17 protein-coding genes are annotated in these 22,709 nt (G+C 41.4%); 7 read left to right on the top strand and 10 right to left on the bottom strand.

The genetic code is table 11. From position 1 onward, the window contains the following. Window positions 1-503: 503 nt before the first annotated feature. Window positions 504-2,033, bottom strand: coding sequence for an OmpP1/FadL family transporter (locus tag CZ367_RS14380; RefSeq protein ID WP_077197618.1), 1,530 nt, complete (start codon window positions 2,031-2,033; stop codon window positions 504-506). Between the two features lie 660 nt (window positions 2,034-2,693). Here CZ367_RS14380 and CZ367_RS14375 point away from each other — a divergent pair. Both CZ367_RS14375 and CZ367_RS14370 read left to right on the top strand, forming a co-directional pair. Next, window positions 2,694-3,719, top strand: a complete 1,026-nt coding sequence (locus CZ367_RS14375; RefSeq protein WP_077195509.1) for an IS110 family RNA-guided transposase — start codon at window positions 2,694-2,696, stop codon at window positions 3,717-3,719. A 336-nt stretch (window positions 3,720-4,055) separates the two neighbouring features. Beyond that, complete coding sequence (locus CZ367_RS14370) at window positions 4,056-5,048, top strand: malate dehydrogenase (protein ID WP_077197617.1); 993 nt, start codon at window positions 4,056-4,058, stop codon at window positions 5,046-5,048. A gap of 184 nt (window positions 5,049-5,232) precedes the next feature. Here CZ367_RS14370 and CZ367_RS14365 read toward each other — a convergent pair whose 3' ends face one another. Next, on the bottom strand, window positions 5,233-6,165 hold the full coding sequence (locus tag CZ367_RS14365; RefSeq protein ID WP_077197616.1) for a hypothetical protein: 933 nt from the start codon (window positions 6,163-6,165) through the stop codon (window positions 5,233-5,235). A gap of 216 nt (window positions 6,166-6,381) precedes the next feature. Between CZ367_RS14365 and CZ367_RS14360 the strand changes: the two genes are divergently transcribed. Both CZ367_RS14360 and CZ367_RS14355 read left to right on the top strand, forming a co-directional pair. Further along, window positions 6,382-6,768 carry a hypothetical protein gene (locus tag CZ367_RS14360; RefSeq protein ID WP_077197615.1) on the top strand — a complete coding sequence of 129 codons (387 nt, stop codon included), beginning with the start codon at window positions 6,382-6,384 and terminating at the stop codon, window positions 6,766-6,768. Window positions 6,769-6,893: 125 nt separating this feature from the next. After that, window positions 6,894-7,283, top strand: a complete 390-nt coding sequence (locus tag CZ367_RS14355) for a hypothetical protein (RefSeq protein WP_077197614.1) — start codon at window positions 6,894-6,896, stop codon at window positions 7,281-7,283. Between the two features lie 175 nt (window positions 7,284-7,458). On the opposite strand, the gene CZ367_RS14350 is transcribed toward CZ367_RS14355, so the two are convergent. The 4 genes from CZ367_RS14350 to CZ367_RS14335 all read right to left on the bottom strand — a co-directional run bounded on the left by CZ367_RS14350 (window position 7,459) and on the right by CZ367_RS14335 (window position 12,301). After that, on the bottom strand, window positions 7,459-10,089 hold the full coding sequence (locus CZ367_RS14350) for a TonB-dependent receptor (protein WP_237581884.1): 2,631 nt from the start codon (window positions 10,087-10,089) through the stop codon (window positions 7,459-7,461). 89 nt (window positions 10,090-10,178) lie between these two features. Further along, window positions 10,179-11,114 carry a FecR family protein gene (locus CZ367_RS14345; RefSeq protein ID WP_077197613.1) on the bottom strand — a complete coding sequence of 312 codons (936 nt, stop codon included), beginning with the start codon at window positions 11,112-11,114 and terminating at the stop codon, window positions 10,179-10,181. Then, a complete protein-coding gene (locus tag CZ367_RS14340) occupies window positions 11,111-11,659 on the bottom strand; it encodes an RNA polymerase sigma-70 factor (protein WP_077197612.1) in 549 nt (182 codons plus the stop codon). The genes CZ367_RS14345 and CZ367_RS14340 overlap by 4 nt, the downstream gene beginning before the upstream one ends. An 18-nt stretch (window positions 11,660-11,677) precedes the next feature. Continuing rightward, entirely contained in the window at window positions 11,678-12,301 is a 624-nt protein-coding gene (locus CZ367_RS14335) for a hypothetical protein (RefSeq protein ID WP_077197611.1), read from the bottom strand. 813 nt (window positions 12,302-13,114) lie between these two features. On the opposite strand from CZ367_RS14335, the gene CZ367_RS14330 reads away from it, so the two are divergent. Both CZ367_RS14330 and CZ367_RS14325 read left to right on the top strand, forming a co-directional pair. Then, the gene (locus CZ367_RS14330; RefSeq protein WP_077197610.1) at window positions 13,115-13,957 is read left to right on the top strand and encodes a DUF3737 family protein; all 843 of its coding nucleotides are present in this window, start codon (window positions 13,115-13,117) and stop codon (window positions 13,955-13,957) included. Window positions 13,958-14,074: 117 nt separating this feature from the next. Beyond that, the gene (locus CZ367_RS14325) at window positions 14,075-15,238 is read left to right on the top strand and encodes a MalY/PatB family protein (protein ID WP_077197609.1); all 1,164 of its coding nucleotides are present in this window, start codon (window positions 14,075-14,077) and stop codon (window positions 15,236-15,238) included. 99 nt (window positions 15,239-15,337) lie between these two features. Here CZ367_RS14325 and trpS read toward each other — a convergent pair whose 3' ends face one another. The 4 genes from trpS to gltX all read right to left on the bottom strand — a co-directional run bounded on the left by trpS (window position 15,338) and on the right by gltX (window position 19,883). Then, window positions 15,338-16,426, bottom strand: coding sequence for a tryptophan--tRNA ligase (trpS, locus tag CZ367_RS14320; protein ID WP_077197608.1), 1,089 nt, complete (start codon window positions 16,424-16,426; stop codon window positions 15,338-15,340). Window positions 16,427-16,557: 131 nt separating this feature from the next. Next, the gene (locus CZ367_RS14315) at window positions 16,558-17,043 is read right to left on the bottom strand and encodes a DnaJ-like cysteine-rich domain-containing protein (protein ID WP_077197607.1); all 486 of its coding nucleotides are present in this window, start codon (window positions 17,041-17,043) and stop codon (window positions 16,558-16,560) included. Continuing rightward, the gene (locus CZ367_RS14310) at window positions 17,040-18,272 is read right to left on the bottom strand and encodes a 3-deoxy-D-manno-octulosonic acid transferase (protein WP_077197606.1); all 1,233 of its coding nucleotides are present in this window, start codon (window positions 18,270-18,272) and stop codon (window positions 17,040-17,042) included. The genes CZ367_RS14315 and CZ367_RS14310 overlap by 4 nt, the downstream gene beginning before the upstream one ends. Window positions 18,273-18,365: 93 nt before the next feature. Continuing rightward, window positions 18,366-19,883, bottom strand: coding sequence for a glutamate--tRNA ligase (gene gltX, locus CZ367_RS14305; protein ID WP_077197605.1), 1,518 nt, complete (start codon window positions 19,881-19,883; stop codon window positions 18,366-18,368). A gap of 102 nt (window positions 19,884-19,985) precedes the next feature. Here gltX and CZ367_RS14300 point away from each other — a divergent pair, with 102 nt between their 5' ends. Next, window positions 19,986-22,037, top strand: coding sequence for an HD family phosphohydrolase (locus tag CZ367_RS14300; protein WP_077197604.1), 2,052 nt, complete (start codon window positions 19,986-19,988; stop codon window positions 22,035-22,037). Window positions 22,038-22,709: the final 672 nt, after the last annotated feature.

Below are 22,709 nucleotides of genomic sequence, written 5' to 3'. Positions count from 1 at the left end.
TTATTTTATATTCTATAACACAGATAGCCTACTTATATCGTATCAAAGTTGAACTCTGATAATGCCAAACATATATGTTTGAGGGGCTCAAAGTTGAACTTTGGCACGGTCAGCGTTGAACTTTGGTAGGCTAAAATATCAAAAAAAGAGAGTAAAAATATTCTTTATCACACATTTAGACACCTATATTTCCGCTTCTAAAGACTTGTTTTCTTGCACATTTCATTGCACATATTCATATCTCTCTGTAAAACAATAGCTTGCAATTGCACACGCATATTTCGCTTATTTGCGTACAACTTCCCTTGCGTGCGCACTTACGAGAAATATGATAGTTGGATTTAACACTTTTGATAGTATTAATAGAAGAAAAGAAAAAATAAAGCGAAAAAGAGAAAAAGGTGCAAATGGGTAACGGAATGGGATAGTTAGAAAAAACGCTCTAAGTATCACGAGGAAACTTAGAGCGTTTAATATATTAATTAAAACCGAGATTTAGAGGCTTAGAACTTAATATCGAGACCTACGCCAAGTACCTTATTAGTACGTGTAAAGTCGTCAACATTCTGTGCCTTCATAGGGCCTACGGCAGAAGGAATTGTGGTTTCGTATTCCTTCTTGAAGTTTTCGTAGTCGGTAAAGAAGTAAGCCACATTCAAATGGGCATTCTTTGCCACTTTAATTTTAGCACCGAAACCAAGGCTGTAACTGCTGGTTACATAGCTGAGGTCGGATAAGTACTGACCATCGCCCAAGCCATAACGTGTAGACTGTCCGCCTGCACTAAGGGTAATGGCTGGAGTTACGTCCCATTCTACACCTGCAAGGTATTCGCGTGTGTTGCTCTTGATGAGGCGTTGCTTGTCGTTAGCCATACGTGCGTCCTTGTCGAAATAGTAGTGGAAACTTGCCATAAGGCGCAAATTGTCGAGTACTGAGTATTGTGTACCTACTGCCAAGATGCCAGGAAGGTCGTTAGGGGTGTTCACACCATCACGGAACATACCTGTATCGTCGCGTTTGGTATCGTTCTGAATGTTAAACTTGGTGGTAAACTCGTAGCGTGCACCAAAGTTCCATTTGCCTGTGCGGTAGTCGATACCAATGATTGGAGTGATACCCCAACCACGTTGTGTACAATCGAGATACTTGTCTTTTACCTTTTCTTTTGTCTCATTTACTTCCTTAAGTTTGCCTTCAACCATCTTTGCAGCACCCTCAAGTTTAGCCTTGGTAGCAGGGTCGGTTGCAGCAGCTGCCTGAGAAGCATACTGAGAAGCAAGCTGGGTAAGTCCTACAGCGGTTTCAGAGAAGAAGTCGTAGAGGTTTCTGTTTTGTCCACCTATATTTGCAGAGATGTTGAGGATATTGCCTTCGTACTTATTGTAAATATAGTTGAAACGTGCACCACCATATACAGCGAGGTTGTCGTTCACCTTATAAGTTGTACCCAACTGCAATCCGAAGTCGTACTGCTGACCTTTGATATAACTACTTACGCTATATCCAGGAGTAGGACTCTTGAGATCCTTGCTATAAAGCAAAGCAGGAAGCATAGAAATGCTACGCTCGAATGAAGGCAAACCTGCATTGAAAGTAGCCTTGCCACCGCCACCAACAATTCCAAAACCTAACTGGAAGCCCCACTTATCGTAGTTTTTAGCAATCTGGAAACTTGGAAGCACAGGCACAGATGCCTTACCTACAAATTGCTTTTCACCATTTTCGTTACCACCATTCAATTTGAAAGGTTGATAAAAAGGAGTGCCTTGCAATGCAGGGAGGGTCATACTTGAGGTAATGGTGCGAGTTTGATACACATTCTGAACGTTGAATGATACGTGAAAACCATTCTCAAGGAATGCTACACCAGCAGGGTTGCTATATACACCATCAATACCTATTGTACCCACACGGGCAAAGTTACGATTGAACGCAATGTTGTGATTGGTGTTAGTAAGATAACCACCTGCTTGAACTGCTGAAGCTATTGCCAATAAACCTACAATAGCACACGCTTTTCTTTGTTTCATAATCCTTATAAAATTAGTAATATACTTCTTAAAAGTGGTTGCAAAGTTACATATATTGTTCTAAAGCTCTATTATATTTGCACATTTATTTTTTATTTGTGCAAATATCTGCGAACCATAGACCATATTACACCTTATTATATAATAAGACAAAGAAAATTAGAACAACGATTTTGGGCACTATAAATGTATTAAACCCAAATCGTCATTAGTCCGAAAAGACTTTTTAAAGCGTTTAGATGTTATGCTTTTCTTCGTCTTTGCACCTTATTTTGGCTCTTTTCGTTTGTTTTTTCAGTTGTTTAGCGCGCTAAACGTCTTCAAAAACAAACGAAAATAGCTCAAAATAAGCTCGCAAATCTCGAAGAAGTCTAACGACCTCTAAGTTTGCAGAAGAATGCGACGCAGTCGCATAAACATTAAATAATCAAGGTAAAACTATGATTGCTAAAGACAGTTTCGTACCTTTGTTGTAAAAAGGTAGAATCGGTCTGTCGAAGAGGTAAACCAGCTAATGACCCAGCTAAAAGCTATAAATCGTTTCGGACCTCATCGACATAGTTGCAAAGACCAGATAGAAAGTTATCGACACGAAGCCTATTTAGAGTTCCAGTCCATACAACTATCGACCAATTCTACTTAATAAAATTGTACAAATATATGAAGAATTTATTTATCGGAGTTGATTTTTCGAAAGAAAAAGTTGATGTGGCTATCATTTTTGCAGACGGTCTGACAGAAACGGCCCCAAGAGTGTTCAACGAGTTCAAGACAACAGTGTCTGGCTACAAGCAACTGGTCAAGTGGGTGGAGAAGAATTCCTACGGCATCGACCCCTCCCTGTGGCTCTTCTGCGGTGAAAATACTGGCGACTACAGCAAAGGACTATGCAACTTCCTCTACGGCAAAGGCTACGACATGTGGCTTGAGAACGCCAAGAGCATCAAGGACGCATCAGGTCTCAGACGATTGAAGTCTGACCGCGCCGACGCCTCGATGATTGCAGAATACGCTATGAGAAATCACGACAAAGCCGTTATGTACGAGCCACTTAGCGAGTCACTTGCACAACTACGAGAGCTGTTTCTGTATCGTCAAATGGTGGTACGCCATAGATGCAGCTTTCAGGTGCGTAGAGGCGAGAAGAAGCTCACCATGGAGAAATCGCCTATCAAGACGATGATCTCGCAGAGCGGAAGGCATATCGTGTCAGAACTCAACAAGGAAGTTGCGAAGATAGACAAGCGAATCGCCGAGCTCATTAAGTCGGACGAAGAGCTCACCGAGGTGTTCACAATCGTGACCTCGGTGCCTGGCATAGGAACGCAGAACGCTGTCTGTCTGATGGTGTATACAGACAACTTCCGTCGTTTCAACTACGACTCGCGCAAGATTGCCTGCTATTACGGCTTAGCCCCATTCGGAAAAGACTCTGGCACCAGTGTGCATTCTGATCCGCATGTACATTATATGGCGAACCGCCAGATAAAGGCCATGCTGACACAAGCTGCACTGGCTGCCGTCAAATTCAATCCCGTTATGGCGAGGTACTATATGCGCCTCGTGGAACGAGGAAAGAAGAAGCAAGTTGCATTGAACAATGTCAAGAACAAACTTGTGCATTTGGTCACTGCAATGGTTAGAAACCGCCAAACATTCACCCCTGATTATAAAATCTCAGCATAAATTGAAAATAATGGTCAAAACATTTGGATTTTAACATAGAAAGCGATTTGGGTTAAACAGACAAAAAAGGAGAAGCTTTAGCTTTCATAACGATATTTTTAAAGTTTCATTACAAAACATAAGAGCGAAAAAAAGAAGCGTCTAACGAAAGAGTGATATAAATTAGCGGTGTATAGAACGTGTTTTGATAAGTACAGATAGCAAAACTTAGACTTTTGCATAAAATAACAAATTAGAGTTGAAATTATGCGATTATTTAGTTTGAATTTATTAAATTTGCAGATAATAAAAGAATAGAGGATTATCAATAATTAATAAATAAAAAAACAAACAATTATGTCATTTCTAACAAACGAGAAACTTGTTATCGTCGGTGCAGGCGGTATGATTGGTTCAAACATGGCTCAGAGCGTACTTACACTCGGTTTAACTCCTAACGTATGTCTCTATGACATCTACGAACCAGGACTTCACGGTGTGGCAGACGAAATTGCTCACTGCGGTTTCCCTGGTGCTAACGTTACTTGGACTACTAACCCAGAAGAAGCATTCACAGGTGCTAAGTATATCATTTCTTCAGGTGGTGCGCCACGTAAGGAAGGTATGACTCGCGAAGACCTCCTCAAAGGCAACTGCCAGATTGCTGCTGAATTTGGTGAAAACATTAAGAAGTACTGCCCAGAAGTAAAGCACGTTGTAGTAATCTTCAACCCTGCTGACGTTACAGCACTTACTGCACTTATCCACTCTGGATTGAAGCCAAACCAACTTACATCTTTGGCAGCACTCGACTCTACTCGTTTGCAACAAGCATTGGCTCTTGAATTTGGTGTACAGCAAGATAAGGTAACTGGTGCACACACATACGGTGGTCACGGTGAACAGATGGCTGTATTTGCATCAAAGGTTAAGATTGATGGAAAGCCATTGGCTGAAATGAATTTGTCTGAAGAACGTTGGGCAGAAGTAAAGCACAACACTATTCAGGGCGGTTCACGCATTATCAAACTTCGTGGTCGTAGCTCATTCCAAAGCCCTGCACACAATGCAGTGAAGATGATTGAGGCTGCTATGGGTGGTGAGAAGTTTACTCTTCCTGCAGGTTGCTACGTTAACGACGATAAGCTCGGCTTCAAGAACGTTATGATGGCTATGCCTACAACTATCGACACAACTGGTGTTCACTACGAAATGCCAACTGGCACAGATGAAGAAATGGCAGCATTGAAGGCTTCATACGAACACCTCTGCAAGATGCGTGAGGAGATTGTAGGTTTGGGTATCATCCCTGCTGTTGAGGAGTGGAAGAAGGATAACGCTAACCTCTAACCACAAGAAATTAGGGCTCGGACGAACAAAAGGATTATCGTTATTTAACAGAAGTGGTAGTTTGGATTTCCTAAACACTCAATGTTAATAACGAAAGCTATAGTTCGGACGAACACAAGATAAAACAAAAGGCAACCAAACATCGTCGTTGGTTGCCTTTTTCTATGTATTCTATTTCTAAAAATTAGTGTTGCGAAGTGTGTTTCAACAAGGTTAGTGTTGTCTTACCTGACATTCCGCCAGCATTTTCACCTGGCTCTCCGCTACCCAACTCCATTTTATAAGAGAGAAACTTTAGAAGTCCGTTAGGTAAAAATTTGTAGTCCTCAAATTCGAAGAACGTAATATCAACATAGTCTAACTCGTCTTCACCCTCTGAACCTTCCTCGTTTTCAACCATAGCAAGGTCGATTCCCACGCTTTCGCCATCTTTTCCTTTCATCATATCTATCTTTGTTTTGAGCCAAATGCCGCCATCATCCATCTTAGCAATGGTATAATTGGTGGTAACAGAATCGACTGTTTGCGACCGACCATACATCAATGGTTTGCCATAGTACTTAAACATAGCTGGAATTTCTTCAAACACTGTACTTACTAAGTCGTTGTCCCACTTTTCTCGGATAACACTATCAGCTGCCTCATCTGTTATTTTTTCTTTTGAAAGTTCCTCTGCCCATTTCTTTAAAGTTGGTCGCACCTTTTTAAGACATAGCGTGGTGATTTCTTCAGCATTGTCTATTTTAGCCAATTTACCCGACCTTTCTACCGTAAGATGTATAGGCAGACGAAGCATATCTTTAGTGTAGAACTCCGCAAACTGCTTTAAAAAAGGCATTTCTTTTATTTCGTCAGCATCAAATGCTAAATCTATTGCTTTTAGAACATAGTCTATTTTAAAGTTACCATTCGCATCTACATCTTTCACAATGAGGTCGTACACGTGTTTAGAAGGATTTGTGGGTTCTTCAGAACCTAATATAACGCTGCTTCCAGTAAATTCATAAGTGAGCGTATCACCCACGTTGAACTTGGGAAGGAGCGTAAAAGTGCTCTGTGAAAATGCAGAGAACACGCCTAAGAAAAGGAGTAGTAAAGTAAGATAGGGTTTCTTCATAAATCTTATTTTTAATGTTATGTAAGTTAATAATTCACATCTTGTGCGTTACAAAGTTATAAGATATTTTGCAAACGTGCGCAAAAAGTATTTGTTTTTTCGTTCTATTCAAGTTTTTAGATTATCTTTGCAGCCATTCTCACGAAGCCTTGCAATACTTGCAAAACAAGTGTTAACAGCTTTGAAAGAGATGTTGTAAAATTGATAAATGGAAAGATGAAACAACGTTGGCTACATATAATGCTGCTATTCTTGCTAATGACCATGGGTTGTTGGCAACAAAAAGCGAGCGCAACCAACGTTTCTGACGACCAAGAGTTGGTGGAACACTGGCTAACGTTCAGCAAAAGCCAGCAAAAACAACAAGCTATGATAAGTGATGCATCGCAATTGATGCACCTTTGCAGTTCACGTCCTGAACGTATTGTTTCTACCTCTTACACTTCATTTAGCAATAACACAACACGTACAAAACCATATTTTATTTTTAAAGATGTATTCTTTAGGCATTATAAAGACTTGCAGGCGTCTCCGACAAGTAGAATAATGCTTGTGCCGCAGTCGGACTATTACGTTTTTCGACTTCGGCATTTGATTATTTAGATATTGATTGTTATTGGGGAAACATTGAACGTTTTTGGTTTAATTAGCAATACCAACAGTTCTAAAATCTCAAACTCAAACCATCAATATCACAAATAATCAACAACAAACACTTTAATTTTAAAATGGCAAATATCAATAGTTTACAGATGGGCGATGTCCTATCTACCGATTTACGTATATCTATCAAGAAGTCTTTATTCAGCAAAAAGGCAGTTTATAACCCAACCAATAGCACCATAAAGTGCGACAAGAAGGAGTATTCGGCCGAAGTTGGCAGCAAAATAGCTCAATTCCTTCGTGGCAATAGTTCAGACATCGTAGCACGAGCACAGAATGTTGAACACCTTCAAGAGTCAGGTTTAGGCAATTATCTTTTAGAATTAGCAGTCTCAGACGACCATCAATTTGCTGCAATATGCCTATATCAATTTGATCAATTGCGCTACAAAGCAATCACAGAAATTCTATATTTTGAAGGAGAAGAAGCAAAGGTTATTGCAGAAAAGTTCTAACAAAGCAATCAAATAAGCTTCACTTCTCAAATTAGAACATAGAATTATAAAAAGGAGTTTGTGCAAAGCTAAGTTTATAAAAGCGTAATTTGCATTGTGCAAACTCCTTTCTTCATAGTGCAAAGTTTAACCCTTTTTATCTTAAACCACCTTTTAGAACTCAAAAGTAATCGAATTAGAACTTGAAAGTTATCGACCCAAACGGCACACGCTTTCCATTCACTTTGTACGAGAAGTAGTACAACATTTCGTCTTCGGACGGATTTCCAAAGACATTGTATAAACCTAAGCGTACCAACAGCTTATACCCTTTGAACTCTGTACGATACGAATAACTTGCATCAATGCGGTATCTGAACGGGTCTTTCATCGTTCTAAAGCTCTCCAAAGTATTGCCCAAATCAAGATAGAATGGGTCGTAGAGTATCTTACCCGAATGGAAATTACCCCCTACAGTTACTGCCGAGCATTTTCCTATATCGTATGTTACAACAGCATTTATCACGTGTGGCATATCGTAAAGCGAAGGTAGTTTTCCTCGCTCTTTAATTTTATCGAACCATTCTTTGCTCTTTGACAACGTATAAGACAATTGCCAAGTTAATCGACGCCACTTGTTAAACATATAAAAGTTCAACCCATAAGCCTCTCCATCGCCCGACATTATGTACTTGTCCCATTGACTGTCCAACACGTTGCTATTGGGGCTAAGGGTCAAGATGTTGTTTCTTCGACGGTAATAAGCACTCAATTCCACCGTTCCCTGTGGGAAATAATGCCTCCACCCTGCCTCGTAATGGATAGATTTGCAAGGCTTAAAGTTGTTGATACTTGGCATAAAGAAGTCGAACGATGCGGTTATATCAGCCAAAGGCACGTGATGATGGAACTGTTCCATACGTGAAACACTCACAAAGAGCAAGTCGTTGTTGCCCAATGAGGACTTTAGCGAGATACGAGGCTGAAGACTGCCATATTTACGCGACGACTTTGGCAGATAAAGCACGTAGTTTAAGCCCATTTGTGCATACAGCCAATCGGTCAATCGCAGACGTGTATCATAGAATAAAGACAACTGTTTCACCTCTTCTTTCAATGCTCCTGTGCCCAAGCCAAAGGTTGCCAACTTATATTTCTCTAAACTTGCTTTCATTCCCCATCGCATTGTGTAAAATCCTCCAGGGTGATATGTAAACTCTGTGTTCAAGAAATAAGCATCAATACCACTCTTCAGCTTAGGTATGGTATCGAGCCCAAACTCCTTAGCGTTAGCACTATTGTCATTTACACAGAAAGCCAACGATGTAGTATTGGAGAACTTTGGACTAAGAATAGTGTTGAAATGGAGTGCATACATTTGATTGTTCCAATGCAGCATAGGCGATGAACTGCTCTGTTCAGGGAACTTATAGTCGTTTGTAGAGTTATATACGGTGAGCTTTAACGAGGTAACAGAGTCTATATCCCACGCAAGTTTTAAATTCAAATCGCTGAACGTATGGTTCATTTTTTCCTTACTTGTTAGAAAGCTATCAAAGAAGTTGAGCCAACTATGCCGCCCTGCCACAAGGTACGACAGTTTGTTTTTCACGATAGGACCTTCCAACACTGCCGATGCAGAAGGCATTTCCAAAGAGAGCGTATTGGCAAACTGTTGCTTATTACCATCGCGCAACCGCACATCTGTAACCGATGAAAGACGCCCTTCGTATTGCGTAGGAATGAAACTATTGTAGAACGACACACTCTTAATAGCATCACCATTAAAGAGCGGAAGCATAGAGTTCAAGTGGTTCACATTGTGCATTGGGAAACCTTCCAACAAAGTAATATTTTCGTCCGTACCACCTCCAAACACGTTCATACCCGAATTAGCAGTAGCAATAGATACACCTGGTAAACTTCTAATTTGCGAGAACAAGTCGGAATTAGTAAACGAAATCATATTAGAAGGTGCAACATCGCTCATCTCTTCGTTGCTCTTACGGCGTTGCACTTTCACGTTTTTAATTTCGTAAGGAATAGAAGCCAACTTGATAGAGAGCATCGTGTCGGCATCTACAGAGAAATGTTTTTCGCAAGAAGCATAACCCAAATAAGAGGCTACCAACTTGCATTTGCCTCGCCCAACATTGATATTGAACACGCCATTCGCATCGGTTTGCACAAAGCGCACCATTCCACTGGCATCAGTAAGATATATCTGTGCAGCGTGCAACTTCTCGTTTGTAACCTCTTCGGCTACAACGCCTGTAATATTGACAGCCAACGAGCGAATGACCGAGATGTAAAGTTCGTTCTCCTTACGGTGATGCAACTGATAGTCATAATCCTTCAACAGCACCTTTAAGAGCTGTCCAATGGTGATTTCACCACTGCGTTCGAACTTCACTTCACGACTTAAATTAAGCGAAAGAAAGGCGTATGTTATCTTTACTTGGGTTTGTTCGGCTATAAGCTGAAACCATTTGCCCACCGTAGCAGGCTTATTGTCAATGTGCAACACCCTGTCTTCCAATGCCAAGGGTAGGGCTTCTGTTTTTATAGGTATATCGTTCTTGTCTCCTACCTGAATGAGCAGTTTTCGATCGGGCAATGCTATAAGTTTGTAGTCGTAACCTTGCAGCAAAACAGCCAACAACTGTTCCACCTTCATTCGTCCTGCTACCCCTACCCCAACTTTCTTCTTGGTATCAATAAGCATCGCATTATACGAAAGCGTGATGTGTGCTTGTCGCTCAATTCTATTAAACCAAGTATGCACAGAAGCAGAAGAAGCATCAAACCTGATTACTTCTTCTGCCACTGTGCTTTGCCCTTTCACCGATAAGGAGGAAAAGACCAGCATAAGCATCAACAGAATTTTATGCATTGGCCACAAGGGTTTTCAGCTCATTATCTGTACATTTTAAAGTGCAAAGGAGAAATAGAATCGTACTTACAATTACAGAGTAGCGACAATTCTTTCACCACATTGCTTGGGTTGCTCAAACTTAATCGGGTTGCAATCTTATTATTATCTAAGCCTTCGCCTAAGTCTATCTTCACATCCATCTCGCTTTCAAGTTGGGCTATTACAGTTGTAATAGGTGTATTTTCGAAAACAAGACTTACGTTTGTTACCTTTGCATCGCTCTTTTTCACATCAGAGAGTTTGCCTGCTTCGTAAGACACGCGCTCGCCTTTGGTCAATACCACATCATCGTTACCACTTGTTACTCTTACTCTACCCGTAGCCACCGTAACCTCTTGGTTGGCAGCCTTTTCAGAATTAATAGTAAACGATGTTCCCAAAACTTCTACCTTCAATTCGCCAGTTTCTACAGCAAAAGGCTCGTCTTGGTGCTTTACATCAAAGAAGGCTTTACCCTTAAGTTCTACATTTCTTGTTCCATCGCTTTCCGTGTAAGCCAACTCTGCATTAGGCGAAAGCTTTACTGTAGACCCATCAGGGAGGGTAATGGTTTTAATGGTTTGGGTAGCGTTAGCAAAAGTTACATCAGTGGTGAAGAACTGGTTGTAAACCATTGTACCTATGCCAAAGAGCAAAAGCAATGATGCCGCTACTGCCAAAACTGGATAAAGTCGGCGCAAAAGGGTTGGCTTTTTCTCTACTTCTAATCGAGCCTCAACCTTTTGCCAAGCTGCAGCAGTATCGACGGAGAATATACGTTCTGCGCCTTCAAGGTCGTTCATCAAGCTTTCCATCTTGGCGAACTCGTTGTTATGTTCTTGTATGTATTTGTCCAACGACTGTTGTTCATCGGCTGCCAAGGCTTCACCCACCAATTGGCGTGCCAATATATCGTCTACACATTCCATCGTTCTCATAGTTTATATGTTATGAAGTTTGCGATTAAGTAAAGCAGAATAGTTGCACGATTGGACACAAACGAGCGCAATATCTTAATTGCCTTTCCCATCTGGCTTTCTACCGTTTTTTCAGAGATGTCCAACTTAGCTGCTATCTCTTTATATTTCATCTTTTGTAGTTTACTCATCATAAAGATTTCCCTGCACTTTGGCGACATACGCTCCAACAAATGTTCCAACAGTTCGTTGAGGTCGCGTGTAGGTTCTTCCTCATCGGTTATGGTGGCCAAGGCTGCCGACTCTTCAGCTGCCGAAACCTTATCAAAGGTTCGCCCTTGACGCAAGAAAGTAAGACAATTATTGCGAACAGAGATTTTGATGTAAGCCAAAAACTCTTCTTCCGACAACAAGTCTTTTTCTTTATTCCAAACGTTCACAAAGAGCTCTTGTACAATGTCTTCGCAATCGTCGGCATTGGAAACATACCCGTATGCTATTCTGCACAACATAGAGTAGTATTTCTCAAATCTTATTTTAAACTTTTCTTTTCGTTCGTCAACCATAAATAAATTTATGCTGCGTCAGAATCGAAGGCTTAGTCCGCCTGTAACAAATCCTCGATAGCCTACTCCTGCTTCAAGAAAGCCACCTATGTGGTTGTTTCCTATGCGGAGGGCAATGGGATTTACCTGAAAGGCAAAATCAACATCGGCAACGTGCTTCGTAACGGCATACTCTATACCACGCCTTGTTAGGCCTTTTTCCGATGTGGAAGTGATGTCTATTCCTGTTGCAAGCGAACCATAAAGCTCCACTACACCTCGCTTATAATATAGAAATTCGCCCACAGGCATCACCATAAAGTTGCTCTGTGTGCGTCTTATATCTTCGCTTCCACTTCCTTGCCAGTCGTATGTACTCGTTACTGTGACCAAACCTAAATCAATACCAATTCTGAGTCTGTTTATACTATAACGATAACCTACACTGAACACTCCCGTTGCTTCGTCTTTTTTACGAGTAGTGCCGCTCACAGCATTGCCCAAACCAATCCCCCAAAAACTTGCTTTGCCAAGGGTTTGCCCATCGCTATAACCTATCCGAAACTCGTTCTTGCGAGGCATTTCGGTAGCATCGGTTTGCGCAAAAGCTACGCCGTAAGTCAGTAGGCAGCACAAAGATAGTGCGAAAATTTTAAATTTCATTATCTTTTACTACGTAAAATGTTTATTTTGTCATTTATTAAGCTACACAGTAGGCTGCGCTTTAACTATAAAACGATGAAACATACAAAAACCCCTATATGGTGTGGAAGATTTTTTCATAAAAATCAAATAAATAATAGAGATTGAACTAAAAACTTCATTATTTGATGTGTTTTATAGCTAACTTCCTCATTTTAAGGAAATATAGAAGAAGTATTTTTATCTTCAAAAACGTAAAAGTAAGAAATCTTTCATCATCGTTCATACAACTACATTTTAACATTTAAAAGAGCGAAATAGAAGTTGTAAAATAAATTATATTACGCTTTACGTTTTCACGTTTCATCTTTCTATTTCTCAAAGTTCAACTTTGACAACCCCAAACATATATGTTTTGCACCCTCATAGTTGAACTTTGACAAGGTCAGACATATATGTTTTACGCTCATTTTTAACCCTTTCGTAACCTATACTGTTCTATACGGCTGGTAAAAGCCTTATGTTTCGTTGCACAGAGATACCCCATAAGTGTACAACTTGCAGACTATCAGTTTATTACCAATGCACGCACATATTTTGCACGTGTGCAATAAAAAGTTCAGAAGCTGATTTTGCGACTATTCTCAGCAGAGTATTTAACACTATTAACTTTCATTAAACAAACGAAGTTAGTTGCAGAAAACGAAATTAAAGTTTAAAGTTTTGCAATTCGGGAAATATTTTAATAATTTCCTATGGATAATAGTTTTTTATTCGTATATTTGCAAAATAGATAATAAACTAAAAACTTCAAAAGGAAGATAAATTCAAAAGATGGAAATTATAAAAGATAAGAAGTTTGGCGGTGAACGCCCTCTCTTTGGCGCAAAAAACGTGCGTATGGAGAACATTGAGATTGTTGATGGAGAGTCGGGCATCAAGTGTTGTGAGAATTTAGAGTGTGATAACTCTAAGTTTTATGGCAAATATCCTTGGTGGCACGTTGACAAGAGTGTTATTACCAATTGTTATTTTGCCCCTGGTTCACGCTCTGCCATTTGGTATTCTACCGATATGGTGATGCGCGACTGCGTAATTGACGGCCCTAAGTTCTTCCGTGAGATGAAGAATGTAGAGCTTGAAAACGTGAAAATTACCGATGCTGACGAAACTTTCTGGAAGGTGGACGGCTTGAAGCTCAAGAATGTAGAGTTGCACGATGGCACTTATCCTTTTATGTTCAGCAATAATATATATGTAGACGGATTGGTTTCCGATTCAAAATATGTGTTCCAATACTGCAAGAATGTAGAGGTGCACAACGCAAAGATTACCACCAAGGACTCGTTCTGGGAGTGCGAGAACGTTACAGTTTACGACTCTGTGCTCGATGGTGAATATTTGGCTTGGCACAGCAAGAACGTGAAACTTGTACGCTGTCACATCAGTGGCGAACAACCTTTGTGTTATTTGGACGGTATTGTATTGGAAGATTGCACCTTTGATGCAGCTTGCGACCGTGCCTTTGAAGACAGCCGCAACATTGACGCAAAGATAAAGGGCGCAATTACTGAAATCAAAAATCCTATTTCAGGAAAAATTGTAGCCGAAAAGGTGGGCAAAGTGACTTACGATGAGTTTGCCAAGGGTAAAGATTGTGTGATAGAGGAAGCCTAAAAAGCGTTCTTAGAATTTTTATTGGGTTGGTCAGATAGGTCGGACCCGTCCGACTTGTCCGACCCGTCCGACCCGTCCGACAAGTCTGACATTCCCATTAATTAATCATTAACCAGAATGAAGAAATACAATTTTGATGAAATCATCAACCGTCGTGGCACAAACAGCGTGAAATGGGACGAGGAGAAAGAGGACGGAATTATTCCGCTTTGGGTAGCCGATATGGATTTTGCCGCTGCTCCTGCCATTCGCAAAGCCGTGGAAGAACGTGCTAAACACGGCGTATTTGGCTATGCCCTTGTAGGCGATAGTTATTACGAGGCTATTACAAGTTGGTTTAAGCGTCGCCACAATTGGGAAATAGATAAAGAATGGATTATTTATACCACGGGCGTTATTCCTGCCATTAGTGCCGCTATCCACGCTTTGACTATGCCAGGCGAGAAGGTTCTCATTCAAACACCTGTTTACAACTGCTTCTACTCTTGTATTCGCAATCAGGGTACACAAGTGTTAGAAAGTCCGTTGAAGCGTGAAGGCGATACATACGTTGTAGATTGGGACAATTTTGAAACAAAGTGTGCCGACGAAAAGACCACGTTATTCTTGCTTTGCAATCCGCACAATCCTGCAGGACGTGTGTGGACAAAAGACGAATTGGCACGTATGAACGACATTTGTATGCGCCACGATGTGAAAGTGATTAGTGATGAGATCCATTGCGAGCTGATTATGCCGAGCTATACCTTTACACCTTTTGCCACAGTGAGCAACGAGTGTCAGCAAAACAGCGTTATATGCAACTCGCCAACTAAGAATTTCAACATTGCGGGCTTACAGATTGCCAACATTATTTGTGCTAATAAGGAGTGGTACAGGCGTATTAATCGTGCTATCAATATTTTTGAGGTGTGCGATGTCAATCCTTTCGGGCCAATAGCCTTAGAGGCTGCATATAACGAGAGCGAAGACTGGGTGAACGAACTGATGGACTACGTGGCTGACAATTATGCTTTGCTAAAAGAAACATTCCAAAAAGAATTGCCTGCGTATGAGGTGATAAAATTGGAAGGTACATATCTGGCTTGGGTAGACATCAATGCGAGTGGTTTTTCGGCTGATGCGCTCGCTAACAAACTGGTGCACGAAGGCAAGGTACAAGTAAACGCTGGTACTATCTATGGCGATCGTGATGGCGAGGGGTATATAAGAATAAACCTTGCTTGTCCACGTGCTACATTGGAAGAGGGCTTGAGAAGAATTGTAAAAGTACTGAAATAATCCTCATTCGGTAGACCTTCTCAACCTAAGAGATACAAAAATCCCACTCAAAGTTTGCACCTTGAGTGGGATTTTTGTACGAGTTTATTTTTGTAGTTCTTAATCTTTTTTGAAGCGTTCTGCCTGGCTGCGGATTAGCTCAGCATCATCAAAGTAATTGATTTGCATAGCTGCTTTCACTTCAGCCATTGTCTGTGCTGCGGTTTCACGTGCTGCGTCAGAGCCTTTACGGAGAATGTTGTAGATTTCAGGAATGTCTTGTTCAAATTCATGACGACGTGCACGAATTGGGTCGAGCATCTTGTTGAGAACGTTATTGAGCAACTTCTTACACTTCATATCGCCAATGCCACCTGCTGTATAAGCAGCTTTCAATTCGTCAAGATTGGCAAATTCAGGCCAAAACTCTGCAAAGTCTTCGTCTGTTGAGAAGGCATCAAGATAGGTAAACACAGCATTGCCTTCCACGTGACCTGGGTCTGAAACGTTCAAGTGGGTAGGATCGGTGTACATTCCCCTCACCTTCGACCATACTGTATCAGCATCGTCAGAAAGGTAAATACAATTGCCAAGGCTCTTGCTCATCTTCTCTTTACCATCAGTACCAGGGAGGCGACGAGCCGTAACATTCTCAGGAAGCATAATATTAGGTTCAACAAGCACAGGAGCATAGATGGTGTTGAAACGGCGAACTATCTCGCGAGCCACTTCCAACATTGGTTCTTGGTCTTCGCCAGCTGGAACTGTCGTAGCTTTAAATGCTGCTATGTCGGCTGCCTGAGATACAGGATAGCTGAAGAAACCCATAGGAATGTTTGCCTCAAAGTTGCGCATCTTTATCTCTGTCTTCACCGTTGGGTTGCGCTGAACACGACTTACACTGATGAGATTCATAAAGAACGTGGTGAGTTCGGCTATCTCTGGTATCTGACTTTGTATAAAAAGCGTACACTTGGTTGGGTCTAAGCCTACCGAAAGATAGTCTAATGCCACCTCGATGATGTTCTGACGAATCTTTTCAGGGTTCTCTGCGTTGTCTGTCAGTGCTTGTACGTCTGCCATAAAGACAAACATCTTATCGAAGTCGCCTGCGTTTTGGAGTTCTACACGACGGCGCAACGAACCTATATAGTGTCCAAGGTGAAGTTTGCCCGTTGGGCGGTCACCAGTTAAAATTACTTTTCCCATATCTATATTCTTTCTTTTTCGTTAGTCTGTTTTGGTGGGTTCAAAAGGTTGAAAGTGCTTTCTTGCCTACTGATATTCTTTTGCTTGATGATAAAAGTTGGAAGTATCATTTACCATTGATCAAGTTATTATTACCCAATAGTAGCAGTATCGACTACCTCTTCTTGCACAGGAGCATTGTGTTTGATTGTATCTTTCTTCTCCTCTTGTGGTATTTCGGGTCTCACCATTGTATCGATGGTTTCCACAGGCACAACCTCTTGCTCTATTTGGTAAGGTATCGTGTCTGTAATAGCCGCATTGGGGTCGGGTTCGGGTGCATCTGCAGGTTTCAACCACACAAAGTATGCGGCAACAGCAATTGCAACGACAAAGAGTCCAATGATAACTCCATAGAGCACTGTGCGGTCTTTTTGAGGCGTAGTAGATGATGGCTGAGAAGTAGAAGATGCAACGTTGTTGCGTTGTGCATCAAACTCTTCGCCAGCAGAGATCACAGGTAGCGTTATTTCCATTATGCCCTTGCAGTGCGGACATTGACATTCTATGGTTTCTCCTTCACCTGCATTGATTATAAACTGTGTGCCACAATTGTCGCAAGTTATCTGATATTTCATAATTCGATGGTTGATAAAATCTTTTCGGTTGCTCCTGCGAGGCTCTGCACGTATGTGTGAGCTGCTTCACCACTTTGTTTTAATGTATCAGCATTGGTTGTCAAGGTCTCAAACGTGTGTTCAAAGCTTGCGTAATCGCTCACTTCATAACCTCCACGGGCTGCCTTTAAGCCCTGTGCTTCCACAAATTGCTTATTATTAGGCCCAAAGAGGACGGGCATTCCCCACACCGCTGCCTCAAGAACGTTGTGAATACCAACACCGAAACCTCCACCCACATAAGCCACATCACCATAATGATAAATGGAAGAGAGTAAGCCAAAGCAATCTATAATCAATACATCAGCCTCAGCAGCTTCATCTTCGGTGGTTTGTGTGTAGCGTACCACCTTCTTATCTTTTATCCTATCAATGATTTGAGATAGATGGTTTTCGCCTATAACGTGCGGTGCGATGATGAGTTTCCACGCTTTATGTGTATTGAAATATTGCAAGAATATTTCTTCATCAGGCAACCAAGACGAGCCTGCAACGAACACAGGGCGGTCAGCCTTCAACCCTACAAAGCTTTCAACCAATGGTAGTTTTTTGCTCGCTTGCTGTATTTGAAGCACACGATCGAATCGTGTGTCGCCAACGACCTCAACCGCATCTATACCAATACGACCTAACAGAGCCTTACTCTCGTCATTCTGCACATAAAAGCGTGTGAAACAGCGCAATACAGCTGTATATTGCTTTCCGTACCATTGAAAGAAAATCTGATTGGGACGGAATATACTCGACACACTATACACGGGTACGCCTCTGTGACGTAGAATGTGAAGATAGTTGTACCAGAACTCGTACTTGATAAAGAACGCCATTACGGGGCGCACTATTCGCAAAAAGCGTTGTGCATTCGTTACTGTATCAATTGGAAGATAGGTAACTATGTCTGCTCCGTCATAGTTTTTTCGCACCTCATAGCCCGATGGAGAGAAGAAGGTGAGCAATACTTTGTATTCAGGATATTGCTTTCTTATCTGTTCTATCAAGGGTCTACCTTGCTCAAACTCGCCCAATGAGGCAGCATGAAACCACACATATTTCGCATTAGGGTCAACTTTCTCTCGTAAAACATCAAACGAAGCTCGCTCGCCTTTCCACATTTGCTTCACCTTTTGGTTAAACAAACTGTAGATAGCAATGCCTATTTGGATTGCATACATTATTATATTGTATAACATAAGCTGCGTTTAATCTCTTTTTTATACGAAAGAATTGTTTTATTTATGTGATGAGCAACTCGCTGCAAATGAGCTTTGACGTTTGGAAAGATATTATCCCAAAACTTCGATAGCCTTGTGAAGACGGCGCAAAGTTTCGTCTTTGCCCAAGAAGGCTGTAATATCGAACATTCCAGGGCCTTTGCCAATGCCTACCAAAGCAAGGCGGAACGCATTCATTATATCGCCCAACTTGTAGCCTTTGTCCTCAACCCACTTCATCACAACGGGTTCTTGACCCTCAATAGAGAAGTCTTCTATATCTGCTAAAACCTGCGAAAGCTCTTGCATCTGCTGTCCAGAATATTCCTTCCAACGCTTTTTCACGGTCTTTTCATCATATCCTGTAGGCGGCATAAAGAAGAATGAGCACAGATCCCATAGTTCTGTTACGAAGCTAACACGGTCTTTCATCAAGTGCACCACCTGTGTTACTTCGGTCAATGATGCATCTACACCATTGTTAGCCACAATAGGAGCAAAGAGTTTAGCTATCTCTTCATCGCTCTTTTTCAATACATATTCGTGGTTGAACCACATTCCTTTCTGATAATCAAACTTAGCTCCAGCCTTTGAGCAACGAGTAATATCGAATGCTGCTACCAACTCGTCAAGGGTAAAGAGCTCTTGTTCGGTGCCTGGATTCCAACCCAATAAAGCAAGGAAGTTGACCACAGCTTCAGGGAAGTAGCCACTTTCACGATAACCAGAGCTAATTTCACCTGTCTTAGGGTCTTTCCATTGCAATGGAAAGACTGGAAAACCTAATCTATCACCATCACGCTTGCTGAGTTTACCCTTGCCCTCTGGTTTGAGCAACAATGGTAAATGGGCAAATCGAGGCATACTTTCTTCCCAGTCAAAAGCACGATACAACAACACGTGCAATGGTGCACTTGGCAACCATTCTTCACCTCTAATAACGTGACTGACCTCCATCAAGTGGTCGTCAACGATGTTGGCAAGGTGATAAGTTGGCAATTCGTCAGCACTCTTATAAAGCACTTTATCGTCAAGAATATCAGTTTTCACACGCACTTCGCCACGTATCATATCGTCAACACGCACCTCTTCGCCTGGATTTATTTTGAAACGAACTACGTATTGCTCACCATCTTCAATGAGTTTATCCACCTCTTCTTTCGCCATCGTCAACGAGTTGCGCATCTGCATACGAGTACGAGCATCGTATTGGAAATTTTTTATCTCCTCACGCTTTGCCGCCAACTCTTCAGGTGTATCAAAAGCGATGTAAGCCTTATCAGCTTCCAAAAGTTGATTAACGTATGTTTTGTAAATATCACGGCGTTCGCTCTGACGATAAGGACCATAGTTTCCTCCGAAACTTACACCTTCGTCAAACTTTATACCCAACCATTCGAAAGCCTCAAGAATATATTCTTCCGCTCCTGGGACAAAACGATTAGAGTCTGTATCCTCAATACGGAAGATTAATTCGCCTCCGTGCTGACGTGCAAAGAGGTAATTGTACAAGGCGGTACGTACTCCGCCAATATGTAAAGCTCCAGTTGGACTTGGTGCAAAACGCACTCTGACTTTTCTTTCTGCCATTGCTTAATTTCTATTTTTTGTGCAAAATTAGTTATTTTTTTCGACTATACGCTTTTTTTTGTGTATTTTCGCATATTGAACAAATAAGACAAGATATACACAATGATAAAATTTAATAATCCCGATAGCCTTTTTTGGCGCAATTTCATTTCAAGAAGCATATTGGTACTCATCGTAGTAACGCTGATAGTACTCTTTCTTCCACGCTCGCAAAACCGAATGTACCATTACGATGAGGGCAAACCTTGGGTTTACGGGCAGCTCATTGCAAAGTTTGATTTCCCTATTTTCAAAACCGAGGAAACACTCAAACACGAGCGCGACTCTATTATGCAACACTTCATACCTTATTACAATGCTGACGCAAGTGTGGCTAATAAGAAGATAGAAGAATTTCGCAACAAGTATCAGTCGGGTATATTGGGACTATCTACAGACTATGTAGACCATGTGGCAAGTCGTTTGCAACAGCTATACGATGCAGGTATTGTAAGTTCCACGCAGTCCAAATCGCTCAGAAAAGATACCAACAACGTAATACACGTAGTAACAGGAAAGCAGGCGATAACCAAGTCGGCAGCAAATGTCTACACCACTTTAGAAGCATACGAACAAATATTTGCCGACCCACAATTGGCAGTTAACCGCACCATACTGCAACAGTGCAACCTCAATGAATATATAGAACCCAACCTCATCTACGATAAAAAACGAAGCGAAAGCGAAATGAACGACCTTCTTAGCCTCATTCCACAAGCATCAGGAATGGTTATGGAGGGACAGCGCATCATAGACCGAGGCGATATTGTAGATGCTAAAACATTCCTTGTATTAAATTCGTTTGAACAAGCCACCGCTAAACGCAGCGAAACCCAAGACCAAATCACCACCACCTTTATAGGACAAGCCATACACGTGTTTATTCTTGTCTTCCTCTTTACGGTGTATTTGGCACTCTTCCGCCGAGAATATTTCAGCAAAATACGTTCTACTCTCTTGCTCTACTCGCTCATAGTAATCTTCCCTGTGCTCACCTCGCTAATGATGCGACACAACATTTTGAGCGTGTATGTCCTTCCTTTCACGATGGCAGCCATCTTTATCCGAGTGTTTATGGATACCCGTACAGCCTTCATTTCGCATACGGTAATGATACTCATTTCGGCAATTGCCGTGAAATACCAATACGAATTTATCGTCGTACAACTCGTTGCAGGATTGTTAGCCATCTACTCTTTGCGCGAACTATCCAAACGTAGTCAGATATTCTTAACCGCACTTTTGGTCACAATAGGTTATGCTACAACTTACCTCTCTATACAGTTGCTGCAAGCCAACAACCTCTCTGCTTTGGACGAAACGATGTATATCCACTTCACAGTAAATGGATTTCTTCTTCTCTTTACCTATCCATTGATGTTGGTCATCGAAAAAACCTTCGGTTTTGTCTCAACTGTAACAATGTTTGAACTGTCAAACACTAACAATGCCTTACTCCGTCGCCTTAGCGAAATAGCCCCAGGCACCTTCCAACATTCCATCACAGTGGGCAATCTTGGTACAGAGATTGCCAATAAGATTGGTGCAAAAGGGCAATTGGTACGTACAGGCGCACTCTATCACGACATCGGAAAAATGCAAAACCCTGTTTTCTTCACCGAGAACCAAGCAGGTATCAATCCGCACGACAAGATTTCCGACCTTGAGAGCGCACGCATCATTATCAATCACGTTACAGAAGGATTGCGATTGGCGGAAGAATACAACCTCCCCAAGGTTATCAAAGAATTTATAACCACCCATCACGGAACAGGACTTGTAAAGTATTTCTACATCAATTACAAGAACACCCACCCCGACGAAGAGATAGACGAAGCTCCATTCCGTTATCCCGGTCCAAATCCGACAACGCGCGAACAAGCCATATTGATGATGAGCGACACCGTGGAAGCTGCATCTCGTTCGCTCCCCGAATACACCGAAGAAAGCATTAGTGCATTGGTCAACAAGCTCATCGACAACCAAATGGCCGAGGGATATTTCACCGAATGCCCCATCACCTTCCGTGACATCAACATAGCCAAAAAAGTTCTGATAGACCGTCTCAAGGCTATGTACCACACCCGAATACAATATCCACAGCTTAAAGTGTAGATACAAAGGGGAGTTGACACGTTCAATTCCCCTTTTTATTTTCTACTCTTTCTACACACCTTTGTTTAACTTAAATTTACCTATATCTGCAGTCACATAGCCCGCTATGCTCCTTTGATATATGCAAAATAAATCTCAAAATAATCGCAAAATACATTCTCATTCTAACGACCGATTTGGGTTAAAGAAAGATGTGTATAAAGAGCAGTTTATTTTGCCTATTTCATAAATCGTATACAAACGTTAATTCTGTTAAATCCTTTACTGAGAATAGTCGCAAAATCAGCTTTCGAACTTTTTATTACGTACGTGCAAAATATGTGCGTGCAAATGTAATAGTTTGATAGCCTGCAAGTTATACACTTATGGGGTACCTCTGTGCAATGAAACATAAGGCTTTTACCCGCTATATAGAACAGTATAGGTTGCGAAAGGACAAAAAGCGAGCGTAAAACATATATGTCTGACCTTGCCAAAGTTCAACTATGAGGGTGCAAAACATATATGTTTGGGATTGCCAAAGTTGAACTTTGAGAAATAAAAAGATGAAATGTGAAAACGCAAAACATAATATAATTTATTTTACAACCTTTATTTCGCTCTTTTAAATGTTAAAATGTGGGTGAGGAGGAAATCAACAAAGCTATTCTCGTTCTAAGTTTTATCAATCGC

It is taken from the genome of Prevotella ihumii (assembly GCF_900155655.1).
Classification (GTDB): Bacteria; Bacteroidota; Bacteroidia; order Bacteroidales; family Bacteroidaceae; genus Prevotella; species Prevotella ihumii.
This window is presented reverse-complemented; position numbering and strand designations above follow the sequence as displayed.

Coding starts and splice junctions, on each gene's coding strand:
- CZ367_RS14380 (WP_077197618.1), bottom strand. CDS start 2,033: ATGAAACAAAGAAAAGCGTGTGCTATTGTAGGTTTATTGGCAATAGCT.
- CZ367_RS14375 (WP_077195509.1), top strand. CDS start 2,694: ATGAAGAATTTATTTATCGGAGTTGATTTTTCGAAAGAAAAAGTTGAT.
- CZ367_RS14370 (WP_077197617.1), top strand. CDS start 4,056: ATGTCATTTCTAACAAACGAGAAACTTGTTATCGTCGGTGCAGGCGGT.
- CZ367_RS14365 (WP_077197616.1), bottom strand. CDS start 6,165: ATGAAGAAACCCTATCTTACTTTACTACTCCTTTTCTTAGGCGTGTTC.
- CZ367_RS14360 (WP_077197615.1), top strand. CDS start 6,382: ATGAAACAACGTTGGCTACATATAATGCTGCTATTCTTGCTAATGACC.
- CZ367_RS14355 (WP_077197614.1), top strand. CDS start 6,894: ATGGCAAATATCAATAGTTTACAGATGGGCGATGTCCTATCTACCGAT.
- CZ367_RS14345 (WP_077197613.1), bottom strand. CDS start 11,114: ATGAGAACGATGGAATGTGTAGACGATATATTGGCACGCCAATTGGTG.
- CZ367_RS14340 (WP_077197612.1), bottom strand. CDS start 11,659: ATGGTTGACGAACGAAAAGAAAAGTTTAAAATAAGATTTGAGAAATAC.
- CZ367_RS14335 (WP_077197611.1), bottom strand. CDS start 12,301: ATGAAATTTAAAATTTTCGCACTATCTTTGTGCTGCCTACTGACTTAC.
- CZ367_RS14330 (WP_077197610.1), top strand. CDS start 13,115: ATGGAAATTATAAAAGATAAGAAGTTTGGCGGTGAACGCCCTCTCTTT.
- CZ367_RS14325 (WP_077197609.1), top strand. CDS start 14,075: ATGAAGAAATACAATTTTGATGAAATCATCAACCGTCGTGGCACAAAC.
- trpS (WP_077197608.1), bottom strand. CDS start 16,426: ATGGGAAAAGTAATTTTAACTGGTGACCGCCCAACGGGCAAACTTCAC.
- CZ367_RS14315 (WP_077197607.1), bottom strand. CDS start 17,043: ATGAAATATCAGATAACTTGCGACAATTGTGGCACACAGTTTATAATC.
- CZ367_RS14310 (WP_077197606.1), bottom strand. CDS start 18,272: ATGTTATACAATATAATAATGTATGCAATCCAAATAGGCATTGCTATC.
- gltX (WP_077197605.1), bottom strand. CDS start 19,883: ATGGCAGAAAGAAAAGTCAGAGTGCGTTTTGCACCAAGTCCAACTGGA.
- CZ367_RS14300 (WP_077197604.1), top strand. CDS start 19,986: ATGATAAAATTTAATAATCCCGATAGCCTTTTTTGGCGCAATTTCATT.